This window comes from Mycobacterium genavense ATCC 51234 (genome assembly GCF_000526915.1).
Taxonomy (GTDB): Bacteria; Actinomycetota; Actinomycetes; order Mycobacteriales; family Mycobacteriaceae; genus Mycobacterium; species Mycobacterium genavense.
In genome coordinates this window covers 1-10,947 of sequence record NZ_JAGZ01000022.1, presented here as the reverse complement: position 1 = coordinate 10,947, position 10,947 = coordinate 1, and the positions used below count along the sequence as shown (strand labels likewise).

Annotated in this window: 9 protein-coding genes and 1 pseudogene; 5 read left to right on the top strand and 5 right to left on the bottom strand. The window is 65.1% G+C overall.

The features are described 5' to 3' along the window. The 5 genes and pseudogenes from T428_RS36270 to T428_RS36300 form a co-directional block, all read right to left on the bottom strand. Window positions 1-94 (bottom strand): annotated as a pseudogene (locus tag T428_RS36270) (hypothetical protein); the annotation flags it as partial. A 438-nt stretch (window positions 95-532) separates the two neighbouring features. Continuing rightward, complete coding sequence (locus T428_RS0124440; RefSeq protein WP_156943058.1) at window positions 533-1,414, bottom strand: NAD(P)-dependent oxidoreductase; 882 nt, start codon at window positions 1,412-1,414, stop codon at window positions 533-535. A 402-nt stretch (window positions 1,415-1,816) separates the two neighbouring features. After that, window positions 1,817-4,291, bottom strand: a complete 2,475-nt coding sequence (locus T428_RS0124435) for an MMPL family transporter (protein ID WP_245605071.1) — start codon at window positions 4,289-4,291, stop codon at window positions 1,817-1,819. Between the two features lie 212 nt (window positions 4,292-4,503). Then, the gene (locus tag T428_RS33060) at window positions 4,504-5,736 is read right to left on the bottom strand and encodes a DUF7159 family protein (protein WP_156943057.1); all 1,233 of its coding nucleotides are present in this window, start codon (window positions 5,734-5,736) and stop codon (window positions 4,504-4,506) included. A gap of 53 nt (window positions 5,737-5,789) precedes the next feature. After that, complete coding sequence (locus tag T428_RS36300; RefSeq protein ID WP_483819038.1) at window positions 5,790-6,005, bottom strand: DUF7159 family protein; 216 nt, start codon at window positions 6,003-6,005, stop codon at window positions 5,790-5,792. Between the two features lie 966 nt (window positions 6,006-6,971). On the opposite strand from T428_RS36300, the gene T428_RS0124410 reads away from it, so the two are divergent. The 5 genes from T428_RS0124410 to T428_RS0124390 all read left to right on the top strand — a co-directional run bounded on the left by T428_RS0124410 (window position 6,972) and on the right by T428_RS0124390 (window position 10,943). Beyond that, window positions 6,972-8,108: a histidinol-phosphate transaminase gene (locus T428_RS0124410; RefSeq protein ID WP_025738506.1), complete on the top strand. Its 1,137-nt coding sequence runs from the start codon at window positions 6,972-6,974 to the stop codon at window positions 8,106-8,108. Between the two features lie 240 nt (window positions 8,109-8,348). Next, the gene (locus tag T428_RS30780; protein WP_025738505.1) at window positions 8,349-8,705 is read left to right on the top strand and encodes a DUF3349 domain-containing protein; all 357 of its coding nucleotides are present in this window, start codon (window positions 8,349-8,351) and stop codon (window positions 8,703-8,705) included. 401 nt (window positions 8,706-9,106) lie between these two features. Further along, on the top strand, window positions 9,107-10,282 hold the full coding sequence (locus T428_RS0124400; RefSeq protein ID WP_156943056.1) for a PPE family protein: 1,176 nt from the start codon (window positions 9,107-9,109) through the stop codon (window positions 10,280-10,282). A 7-nt stretch (window positions 10,283-10,289) separates the two neighbouring features. Further along, window positions 10,290-10,586 (top strand): WXG100 family type VII secretion target, encoded by a 297-nt coding sequence (locus T428_RS0124395; RefSeq protein ID WP_025738061.1) that lies wholly within the window; start codon window positions 10,290-10,292, stop codon window positions 10,584-10,586. A gap of 72 nt (window positions 10,587-10,658) precedes the next feature. Next, window positions 10,659-10,943, top strand: coding sequence for a WXG100 family type VII secretion target (locus T428_RS0124390; RefSeq protein ID WP_025738060.1), 285 nt, complete (start codon window positions 10,659-10,661; stop codon window positions 10,941-10,943). Window positions 10,944-10,947: the final 4 nt, after the last annotated feature.

Sequence of the window (10,947 nt, the reverse complement as noted above, 5' to 3'; positions counted from 1 at the left end):
CCAGGATCCGGCCGATCTGCGCGTCGGTGTAGGACAAGAAGCCGGCGAACACCTCGGCCATCCGCGAGAACAACTTCTTCTCTTTGCTGTCCAGCCTCCAAGAAACACGACACCGTGCCCAGGACCGGATGTTTCAGCAACTGCGCCAAGGGATTCAACGATGGTGCCGCGGCCGCGGTAATGCCCGTGGTGCCGTGGGCGTACAAGATGACCGGCCAACCCCCCCTCGGGAGGCGTGCCGTTCGGCAGATACACCAACCCGCTCACGGCGACCTCGCGGCCGGTGTGCCCCACACTGACGTACAGGATGCGCCAGCCGTCGGCGGCACCGCGCAGCAGGTGCGCCGCGTCGAGTCCCTCGACGCGCAACAGCATCCCCCGCGGCGAGCCGGACACATCCTGTCGCCACCGGTAGAAGTCATCGGCCGGCTCGAACGCTTCGCGGTCAGTCATCTACTCGCCTCTCCCGGTGCGGTAGTACGAACTTCACAGGCGGCCAACATAATTGACCGCCTCTCTGTGGCTGGTGCGTTCATTTGATCGGCGGCAGTGGCTCGTAGATGGCGTGGATGGCGCTGCCGTCCAAGTCGTGGTCCAGGGCCGACCCCGCGGCTCGATAGAGCACCGCGGCGGTATTCAGCAGCGGCGTCGGCGACCCGGCCGCACCGGCCAACTCCGAGATCAGATCGACCTCTTTGATGAACATCCCCAATGTCGCCGATGCCGGCGCGTAGTTTCCGGACGCCATCATCGGTCCTTGTAGCTCAAGCTGGCCCGAACGCGCGGCGGTACCCGCCAAGAGTTCGACCATCACTTCGGAGTTGAGGTCGAGTCGCTGCGCCAGCGTGAGTGCCTCCGCGGTGGTGGCGTTGTTCAGTGCGACGATGAGATTGCCGACCAGCCTGATGGCGGTGGCCGCACCGAACTCACCGACGTATTCGACTCGTTGGCTGAACGCGCCCAACACGGGTCGAACGGCTTCGACGGTGCCTTGCGGCCCGGACGCACATGCCACCACGTCGCGCCGGTAGCTGCTGGGGTTGGTCTCGATTATCGCGCAATCCATCATGGTGATGCCGACGGCTTCCAGGAAGACCCGGGCGCGGCTCTTGGCGGCCACCGGAACGGCGCTGGCCTCCACGAGGTAGCGGATTCCGCTGGTGCCCTTGACCAATTGGGTGCACAGTGAATTGAGCGCCTCGACACTCGGCAGCGCCGAGATCGCGATCGGACCCGTGTCGCAGTTGTAGGCGAGACTCCGCGCGACCGGGATCCCATACCCGGCTGCCAAGGCAGTCCCGTTGGCATCGGCATCAACTGCGACGCTAAGGTTGCCGGCGCGCATGAGCTGCTGTGAGATGGACACACCCACCGACCCAAGACCAATGACCACGGTGCGCAGCTGCTCCGTCATGATTCGCGGCACCCCAACGACGGCGTCTGACGCTGGCGGCCAGTTCCCAAAGCGACCATCTCAGCACCGATTCCAGATATGACACACGGCGCAGCGCGGTGTGGTGCGGCGAGATCCCGGCGAAAACCCATCCCATCCTGGGTTTAGACAACATCCGATCGGGCGGTCTGCATAACCGCCGGGAACCGGAGCGAACAGGGCGCCCGGGTAGGCGGGAGGGTGGTCACACGACAACGTCATGCCCACCAACCCTCCTACCTAGACCGATCGCAACCGTGCGCAACACGAAGGTGCTGCGCCGCACAACTATCCGGCACGCGCCTGGTGCACAACATCGGTTGAATGACTGAATCACCGGCCGCGACAACCACGCATGCCCGCCTCCTCCCCCTCGTAGGTCGGCTACCCAAACGACTTTCGTGACAGCCGGGTGAAGACCGGCCGCATGTCATGGGTCAGCGATACCCGTCGACGGTGTATTGCCGCGAGAGCGGCTTCCCGTCGGTTACGTCGGTCGCGAAGGCCCGCAAGACCTCCTGACGGCCACCAGTTCGCGCGGCCAACCAGCGTCGCGAGTGCCGGCATCATAACCAGTCGCACCAACGTGGTCTCGAATATCAGGGCCGTGGCGACCGTGAAGCCGATCTGGGCCCGTGCGGTCACGTCGCTGAATATGAGACTTGACATCGCGACAGCCGAGATGATCCCGGCGCTGGCGACAACTGGACCTGCCGAGGACATGGCACGAACTACCCCTAAGCGTTGTCCGTGTGGCGATCTGTCGCGGATGAGCTGAATCAGGCTTGCGGTGTGCCCGGCGCTTACCGCGACCAGGGCCACGAATGCCGTGATCGGCACCTGACACGAAACATGCCGATGCACAACGTAGTGCATGACGGCTCGGGTGACTCTGAGTGCCGACAGGTACGACAGGACGGTCAGGCCGGCCACGTACAGCGGTGCGACGACGGCTCGAACGAGCACGATCAGCGCCCCCAGCATCACGAGAACCAGAAAAGTACCGATATATAAGGCGTCACTGCGCTGGTAGTCACGAATATCGCGGTTGACCGCCGAGATGCCGGAAAGCGAGATGGTTGCCCCGGCGAGCGAAGTGTTGGGTTGGGCGCTGCGAGCTGTGCTCAGAATGGCGTCCGCCTGATCGGCGGCGGCTTGGCTGAGCGGGTCTAAACTTGATTGAACCAAATAGCGCACCGCGTGCCCGTCCTCAGAAATGGTCATTGCGGCAATCGGTTTGACGTCGGGCGCGTTGAGAGCCTCTGGTCGAAGATTGAAGCCGGCCATCGACGAGGGTGTGGCGCTCATGCCGATCGAGGAGAGGACGGCCGCCGACTGATTTAGACCAGCCCCGAGCTGTTTGGTCTGCTCCACGAGCTTCTGGATTCCGGTGGCAAGTTGTTGGGACCCTTGCGCCAGACCATTGGCACCGACGCCCACGGTGCTCAGTTGCTGCTGCATCGACGTCACGCCCTGCGCGGCCAACGAGTGCACGGCTTTGATTACGGCGTCCGCGATGCGCTGAATGTCGTCGACGATTCCGGCAATGTCGCTGTTTGTCTGGATCTCGAACAAGAGTCGACGAAGGCCGTCGTTGCCGGGTGTTTGGACCAGGCGCTGTAATTTTCCGCGGGTCGTAGCGCATGAGGGGTTGACGTCGCATGCGGGGCTGGCGTTCAAGCCGGCCACGATGGGCGCGAGTGCGTCACCAGAATTCAGGTCAGCGCCCGGATTAACGCCGAGCACCTGGCCGAGCGACCGCAGTGTGTCGAGGATCGGCAGATCGCGATTCGACTGCACCAAAACGTAATCGGCGACTCCCGAATACCGATGGCTCGCCGCGACGGTGGTCAGCCCGCGCAGATCGGTGTAGTCGGCGCGAAGGAAGCCGCAACAGGTTGCCAGCACGACCATAACGAGCGCCGTGACACCGAGGTGCAGGCCAGGATGTCGGACGACGTTGACCGCGACCAGACGCCAGGCCCGGGTGTGACCGGTGCGCGGGGGCGGGGTCCACCCGCGCCTGGCGGCGACCGCGATGATCGCGGGAAGCAGTGTGAGCGTTGACATCGCGCCGATGGCCACGGCGATCGCCAGCGTCGGCCCGATCTGTGCCAGCTCGCCGAGTCGGGCGAACACCGTGCTCGCGGCGCCGACCACCGCGATGATCGCCGACGCTATCAAGGGCCGGCTCGTCGTGGCCAGCGCATCGTTTACCGCGTCGTCGGATGAGGTCCCCGACCGCAGATGGGCGTGATAGCGGCTGAGCAGGACCATCGCCTGCGCAAGGCCGATGGCAAGCATGATGGCCGTGACCAGTGCGATGCTCTGGCGCGACTCGGGTAGCCCGGCGTGCGCAAGTCTGGCGATGAGGCTGCGCGCCAACATGATCGAGACGACGGTGGCGCACAGCGGGAGCAGCGCGGTTGCAAGGCTGCGGTAGGCGATCAGCAGCACGATCAACACGATTGCTGCGGCCGCGATTTCGAACGCGTGGGTGTCGGACGCCCCGGCACTTGCCGTGCTCTGCGCCGCCGCTTGGGGACCTAGGAAGCTCGCCGTCAGCACGGTATGTGCCACCGCGCCTTGCACACTGGCGACCATCTGCCGGTACGCATCGTCGGCCGTAGGCGAGCCGACCTCGCCGGCAATGTATACCGGCAAGATCCAGGACTTGTGGTCGGCACTGATCATGCGGTCGGGTGGACGCGTCGCCGTCGTCGTATTGGGTGCGTTGGTTGCCAAGCCGCTGACGACTTGCCGATATGCCTGCTCATCGACCGGGTTGACGCCGCTGGAGTCGGTCAGAACCACCAACACAATGTTGGGTGATTTCGCTCGGTCGAACGACTGTTTCATTGCCCGGCCGGCCGCCATTGACGGCACATCGGAGGGCAAGGGTGCGGGCGCGCCGGTGACGAAAACGTCGTGCAGTGCGGGCAGCGTAAGCACGGACCACGCGGTAACCCCAAGCCAGAGGCAGATGGTCAATATCGGCCGCCGCACCACGAAGGCTGTCGGGTTGTACCAACCTCGCCTGAGCCGTGCTGCAAGCGAGGATCTGCGCAGTGTCATGCCGGTGCGGCGGCAATCAATGCGGGCTCGACAAATTGGCCAGCACGGACAGGTCCAGGTCCGGGATCGGCACTTGGGTGGTGCCGGGGATCGCGGCCAGCAGTGACGGCGGTACGGCAACGACGAGTTGATCGGCACCGGCTGGAGGCGACGCCGGAGGTAGGCCGCCCTTGAGTACCGCGATCATTCCGTTGAAGAAGGGCTCGAAGGGCGACAACGCCTCGGGTATGGCGCGGGGTGGGCGCACGGTCGCTGCCGGTGGAGTCGGCCAGGCCCGCGCTGCCGACGGGCCGGGTGGTGGTGGCGCGGCCGGCGGGTTCGGCGGAGACGGCACCTGCGCAGTCACGTTGGGAGAGAAGCTCTTTAGGCCGGGGATGGCGAACACCTCGGTGGGTTGTGCCGAGGTGTGTTCCCCGGGGGACCGATTCGGTGAGGTCTGCGATCCCTGAGGCTGACGGAGATGGCAGCGCGACCGGCGGGAGTGACTCGCCCGAGGACGGCGCCGAGTGGGCGCTGGATTCGTTGGTGAGGACGACCAGCGAGGCCAGCAGCGTGAAACTGACCATGATCAGCATCGCCGCCAGCAGCGGTGTGGTGGCCAACCCGCGGGGCTTGCGCGGTGTTTCCGATGGCACCGAAGTCGGCGGCTCAGGTTCGCAAGTCTCATCCAAGGTCGCCAACCGTGCCGTGCGTGGCACGAACAGCAACGGCTTCGACTTCGTTTGGCGCGGTGCGGATGTCGTGGAAGGCGTGGTGTTCGGGCGTACCGAGCGGCCATCGCCGGCGTGTTTCTGTGCCGCGACCATAGCGGCCCCGCGGGCCAGGGCGAGCTCGCATTCGGCGGGGACAGTCAGACAAAGCGGGGTGAGGTCGCTGAGTTGCTCGATTATCCAGTCCTCGTCGACGCTGGAGCCGAGCACGGCGACGGTGGTGGACTCGCTGTCCAGGTTCGCGAACATCGACGCGGCGAGTGTTCGCAGCGAGGGGTCCGACGAAAATCCACGGTATACCTGACTGACTGCGCTTGAGGTCCCGTCGCTGCCTACTGAGACCGACGTTGCGGTCGCGCAGGCCGATTCCAAGACCAGCGCCGCGGCTGCCCGGTCGTCATTGCTGTCGGCCAGCGTGTGCACGAACGTTTCCACCGCATCGATCATGGGGACCGACACCACGTTTCGGATTCCCAAGCCGCGCAGGGAATCCGAGACGAGCCATGCTTCGGTGTACAAGTCCTCGGTCTAGGTGATTCCCACTTTCACCAGCCGGTAGTCTTGGGCCGCCGCTAACGCCAGGGTGCCGAGAATGACTGCGACCACGTGCTCCGAGATACCCGGCGACCCCACCCGCTGGTGTGATTGACCGGGAACTCATCATGCTCAAGCGTCGCACCACGACCATCGGCACCCTCGACGAGAACGAGACGGGTCACGTGCGACGACATGGATAGGCCGAGCACGACTTCCACTAACAAGCTCCGTTCTAAACCTCGCGGAACCATGTCCGGTGTGCTGGGCCACGGCCGGGGCAGGCGGGCGTCGTGTCGGGCCCGCTGTTGCCGTGGTCTGACGTATTGCTCTGCGCTGCAATGCGTTTGATGCCCCGCTGGCCCGCGCGCAGAAAGGGGTGGGAGCGATCGCGGGCCAGCGGAGCCGACACCGTGCCAACGTTGAGTGACTGGGGTTCGTTGCACGAGCCGATTGGAGCGGGTCAATAGTCAGGTATCGACCGGACGGGGGCTGCTACTACTGGATCGATGTCACCGACGTGATCGACACCATGCCCATGCCCGGCGAACAGATCGAGCACGTGGTGCGTACGGCTTGACTTCGGCTTTCCGGGCCACCGCAAGCGCCTGGCGCTCGGCTTCCACCATGGCTTCGGGGATATGGATGGGCGGGCCACTGATGTCACCCCATAAAAGACCTATCGACATGATTGCGAATCCTCCTACACCGCTCGACGACGAGCGCTTCAATTGATAATGAGGACCGCTTGTCACTGATAAAACGACCACTTCGGCCCTCTGTCTATTACCCGATACGCCAAATATTCGATATATACCTGGCGGGATCATCGGAAGAACCACTGAAAATTCCGGCACGGCTACTCGTAGCCGGCCCCACCCCACTCAGAATCTTCATGCGACGTCCGCGTTTGCCATGGGAAGGCGGTGGCCGGCGGGATAGGGACCGCCGGCCACCGCCGCCGTGGTCGCCGTGTCCGTCGCCGCAGATACCGACGGTCGTCGTTGGTTGTCTACGACATTGCCTCGGCTCGTATTTCAGGGGTCTGACCGATGATGTGCCGGGTGCACCCAGCGTAGGTTCACTTCGCATCGCGACCATGCGCGGCGCTCTTCTAACTCCTGGCGCAATGGCTATTCCGGCCGCGCCGTACCGCTACGTGGAAGATTAACGAGATGTCTCAGCGGCCACCTCATACGGGCTCGAAGGAGTACTCGACGATGCTACTTCAACGTGTGGGTCCGACGTTGGATGATCTACCGCTGCGTGTCGGCCTGCGCGACAAACGTATTCCGTGCAGTGATCTCGATTTCGCCAACGTGACGCGACTGGATGCTAATGAGAATCCGCACGCGCCTACTCAGGAACTCGTCGACGAAGTCATCCGGTGCATTGGGGATGCCGCCGTCGAGTTGCATCGGCGTCCGGATCGCGACGCGATGGATCTGCGCCGCGATCTGGCCGGCTATCTGACTGCGCAAACCGGTGTGCACCTGAGTGCCGAGAACATCTGGGCGGCAAACAGTTCAGATGAGGTGGTCCAACAGCTGCTGCGAGCATTCGGTGGACCGGGACGCATCGCGATGAGTTTTCTCCCCGACTATTCCATGCACCCGTTCGTCGCGGGCTGCACCGACATCGAATCGCATACGGTCCTGCGCGCGGACGACTTCGGCCTTGATCTGGCCGCGGCTGTTTCTGCCGTGGCCGATCGCAAACCCGATGTGGTGTTGCTGGCCAGCCCCAATCATCTGTCTGGGCAGAGTCTCTCGCTTGTCGAGCTGCGGGCGCTGCTCGACGTGACGCCGGGGATCTTGATCGTCGACGAGACCTTCGGTGAGTTTTCTTCGCAGCCCAGCGCGATGACGCTGCTCGAGGAGTATCCGACCAAGCTGGCCATCGTCCGGACCATGAGTGCGGCGTTCGCCTTCGCCGGTGGGCGGGTTGGATACCTGGTAGGTACGCCAAGCCTGGTGGAGGCGATGCATCTTGTTCGGCTGCCATACCACTTGTCGGCTTTGACGCAATCGGCTGCCCGCGCGGCGCTGCGCCACGCCGGCGATACGTCGAGCAATGTGGCTGCCCTCGTTTCCGAGCGCGAGCTGGTGACATCGGCGTTGATCGACATGGGTTTCCGTGTCATCGCCGGTGAGGCCAACTTTGTGCTGTTCGGCGAGTTCGCTGACGCGCGCGCCGCGTGGCAGCGCTACGCAAACGCCGGTGTGTTGATACGCGATGTCGGCATTCCCGGATTTTTGCGAGCGAGCATCGGGCTACCCAAAGAGAACGACACGTTCATCTGGGTGAGCGCCTACATTGGCGCCACCGAAGTTCCGCCGCGGGTTCGACCCGCGTAAGCACTCGGCGCCGCCGCATCCTGACCTGCGCGCCGGTGGCAGCGGATTGTGAGCTAGGTCAATCTCACTGACCCTCAGGGGTATTCGATAGATCGCGTACTATGCCAGGGTTGGCTATGGCGCGGCGTTCGCGGCCGCGTTGGCGGTGACGCGGGTTTAGCGGCCGCGTTGACGGCGCCGCTTCGGTGTCCGCCCACCGTGTTCGTGTCCGGTCGACAGGTGTGAACCGTTTTTCCGATCGTGACTGTCAAGTTAGGAGCGCGACGTGCTGAGCGTTCGCAAGGTACGGGTCCTGGCAGCGGATTTGGGCGCCGCGATGACGACCACGGTGGCTTTTTCCGTGCCGGTCATCCGCAAGGGGTGCCGGTAACCGCCTACATTCCGTTGCTGGCCCTGCTCGGTCGTCGGTTGACCGAGGATGAGGTCGCAGTGGTCGTCGACGAGTTGGTCCGGACCGAGGGCCCCAACTTCGACACCGCCGATGCTGGAGTGGCAATCACGCGAATCACCGATGCATTACCGTCTTTGGCCGATCTCGAGCGGGTGCAACGCCGCTTTGTGGAGGCCGTCGGCAAGCCTGCCAACTGGGACGATTAATCAGGTTCCCCAATAGGTAAGGCGAATAGCCACTTTCGGCAGTGGCCTAAGTGAGCGCCGCGGTCATCGACCTGCGGCGTTGACGCGGAGGAGCCGCGGAGGCCGACTCCCCGCGAGGCCTCTACGACATTGGTGCGTCGTCAAGTTCGGTGCTTTGACCGATGATGCGGGCACTACAGGTCCTGCACTCTCAGGCGTGCGGCGAGCAGTCGGCATGGGGCCCACCACGCTCACTGCTCGCCGCAACTAGGCCTGGCCCGCCGTTACGCGCGGACCAGCGGCTCGGCTGGTCGCAGTCCGTGACGTTCGAGCCGTCGTAATGGCCGAACTGTGGGGGTTGGAGTTCATGCTGCTGGCCTTGGCCGGCTTGACATTCGCTGTGTTGGTGAAGGAGTGGTTTGGTGTTGGATTTTGTGGTGTTTGCTCCGGAGGTTAATTCGGGGCGGATGTATGCCGGTGTGGGTTCGGGGCCGTTGCATGCTGCGGCTGCGGGTTGGGATGGTTTGTCCGCGGATTTGGCGGGGGCGGCGGAGTCGTTTGCCTCGGTGATCACCCAGACCACCGAGGGTGGGTCGTGGCGGGGTGTGGGCGCGGCGGCGACGACCGCCAGTGCGGCCCCGTATGTGGGCTGGTTGCACGCCACCGCCGCAGCCGCCGGGGAGGCCGCGGCCGCGGTGCGGACCGCGGCGGCGGCGTTTGAAACCGCGCGCTCGGCCACGGTGCACCCCGAGGCGGTCGCGGCGAACCGGGCCCTGCTGGCCTCGCTGGTGGCGTCGAATGTGTTGGGGCAAAACACCCCAGCGATCGCGGCCACCGAGGCCCAGTACGGGCAGATGTGGGCCCAGGATGTGGCCGCGATGTCGGGCTATCAGGCCGCCGTGCACGCCGTGTCGCAGCGGCTGGCGCCGTTTACCGCACCCCCGGCCAAAGGCAGCGGGGCCACCCCGACTAAGCCGGTGATCAACCCCAACTTCACGCCGACCGGCTCGGGGTTGACCCCCACGGGTGGATTGACCCCGACCGGTGGGCATGGCGGCACCGCCACCGGCGGGGGCGCCGGCCCGGTCACCCCGGGTACCGGTGGTGGCGGTGCCGGCGGGTCGGTGATGTCGATGGCGGCCTCGATGGTCGAAGAGGGCGCCATGACCGGCGCGTCGATGGCGATGATGCCGCTGACCTCCATGATGGGCGGCACCCCCGCCACCGCCCCGACCGACACCGCCGCCGCGGCTGCTGGTTTGGCCGAGGCACCCGCGGCCGCGGCGGGTGCCGGGGTGTCCGGGCCTGTGGCCGCCGGTCTGGGTGGGGCCCGCCCCATCGGCGGACTGTCGGTGCCCCCCTCCTGGGCGGCTCCGCTGGCCGGTGAAACCGCCGGGGTGCCCGCCCTTGCCGGGGTGGGCGCCGCGGGTGTCAACGCGGTGCCCGCCGGTATGAGTGGGGCCGCCCCGATGGGCGGCATGCCGATGATGCCCATGGGCGGTGCCGGAGCACCCCTGGCCGCCGCCGGAGCCGCCGGCATGCCCGGTGCCGGCGGGGCCGGCCGCGGCCCCTGTGTGGGTGCACCGGAAAGGAAGTAGAAGGCAAATGACTTCTCGTTTTATGACCGACCCCGCCGCGATGCGGGCCATGGCGGGCCGTTTTGACACCCACGCCCAAACCATCTCCGATGAGGCCCGCAAAATGTGGGCGTCCTCGCTCAACATCGCCGGCTCCGGCTGGAGCGGCAGCGCCCAGGCCACCTCGCACGACACCCTAAGCCAGGCCAACACGGCGTTCACCAACATCGTGACCATCCTCGGCGACGTGCGTGACAACCTGCTGCGCGACGCCACCCGCTACGAAACCCAGAAACACGCCTCCCAGCAGATCCTGCGCGGCTAACCCCACCCCATTCACTGCGGCCACAGTGTGTTGCCGCACAAACACTTTCACAGAAAGGAACACACGTTCATCATGACGATCAACTACCAATTCGGTGATGTCGCCGCCCACGGCGCCACCATCCGCGCCCAAGCTGCAGCCCTAGAAGCCGAACACCAAGCCATCATCGCCGACGTCCTCGCCGCCGGGGACTTCTGGGGCGGCGCCGGCTCCACCGCCTGCCAAGAATTCATCACCCAACTCGGCCGCAACTTCGCCGTCATCTACCAATCCGCCAACACCCACGGCCACAACATCACCAACGCCGGCGACCACATGGCCACCACCGACGCCACCGTCGGCAGCAACTGGGCCTAACAAC

Bases quoted from the DNA above. Each gene is read 5' to 3' on its own strand.
- T428_RS0124440 (WP_156943058.1), bottom strand. From the start codon at position 1,414: ATGACGGAGCAGCTGCGCACCGTGGTCATTGGTCTTGGGTCGGTGGGT.
- T428_RS0124435 (WP_245605071.1), bottom strand. From the start codon at position 4,291: ATGAAACAGTCGTTCGACCGAGCGAAATCACCCAACATTGTGTTGGTG.
- T428_RS36300 (WP_483819038.1), bottom strand. From the start codon at position 6,005: ATGGTTCCGCGAGGTTTAGAACGGAGCTTGTTAGTGGAAGTCGTGCTC.
- T428_RS0124410 (WP_025738506.1), top strand. From the start codon at position 6,972: ATGCTACTTCAACGTGTGGGTCCGACGTTGGATGATCTACCGCTGCGT.
- T428_RS0124395 (WP_025738061.1), top strand. From the start codon at position 10,290: ATGACTTCTCGTTTTATGACCGACCCCGCCGCGATGCGGGCCATGGCG.
- T428_RS0124390 (WP_025738060.1), top strand. From the start codon at position 10,659: ATGACGATCAACTACCAATTCGGTGATGTCGCCGCCCACGGCGCCACC.